This window comes from Polaromonas sp. P1_E3, assembly GCF_056405935.1.
Genome location: NZ_JBFUBD010000671.1, coordinates 1 through 1031, shown reverse-complemented (window position 1 = coordinate 1031; position 1031 = coordinate 1). Strand labels below are relative to the sequence as shown.

The 1031-nt window shown below is 55.3% G+C and carries 1 protein-coding gene; it reads left to right on the top strand.

Annotated features, from left to right (window positions below; all coding sequences use genetic code 11):
• Nucleotides 1-515 precede the first annotated feature (515 nt).
• The coding region (locus tag AC1D0Z_RS22675) for a DUF5984 family protein (protein ID WP_477660388.1) at nt 516-1031 on the top strand (516 nt) is incomplete at its 3' end.

Sequence of the window (1031 nt, the reverse complement as noted above, 5' to 3'; positions counted from 1 at the left end):
ATCTTGCGGCGTAATGCCATTGCGTTCCAGTCAACTCCAACGTTTGACTGCATCCACATGCCAAGAGTCTTGATCAACGGTTGGGAGCCTGGTTTTTGCAAGGTTTCGCATACGGAGCTTCTTCGAAATGTTGCCGGCATGTCTCTTGCGCAGGCGAAGGCTAGCACTGATCGGATACTAGCCGGTGAATGCGTGACGCTTGTCGCCAGCTCGAAGGAGGGGGCTCGCGCGCTCGCGAGTCAATTGGTTGATTTTTGGGCGCTCGCGCGGCGGCTATTGATGCGTAACGGAGGACAATCTACTTGTTACCCAACACGGCCTGCGCCTGCACAATGCGACTTCCCCGTGCAGCTCCTGGAAAAAAGGGGCCGAAGCAGTCCATCTCGTCCATCGAAGCCAAATAGCGAACCGCCGAGCCATGATGCAACAGAACACCTCAATGGACACGGATGTCTTTTCAAGCGGCTTTGCCCACAAGCCTGTCGCCGGCCATCTCCAACGGTAGGGCTCACAGAATGTCATTGCCGCTTTTTGCTTTCGAGCTTCAGGAGTTCGATCAAATTCAACCATGGGGAACGCCCGAAAACCCCAATCTCCATTGGTTTGGACTGTCTGAGGGCGCGTACTGGATGAACGCGGGCCAAACCAGGTTGTTCGAGTACAGCAAGACAGCCCAAGAACAAGGCTCACCTCGCTACTGCGAATACCCCGTCGTCCGTTTGTATGAGGACATTCTTGCCGTTGCCCCCTATGTTCTCGAGGAAGTTCCGGCGGAACTGCGCCACTTTATTGAGGTAGACGCAGACGAGCCCTGGGATCGGTACTGGCATACCTGGCGCGATCTTCCGGATCACCTGCTCACTACTGAAGATGGGACGGATCTTTTGGAAGCGGGTGCATTTTGGCTCAGTCATCGCACCCTCGACTCCTTGTACCTTTCATCGCCTGCGAACATTCGGATGTGGTCCGACGCGGAGCATGTTCATGTTCAGTGGGACAACCGCGAGAGGATTCATGAGGGCATGCCAGTT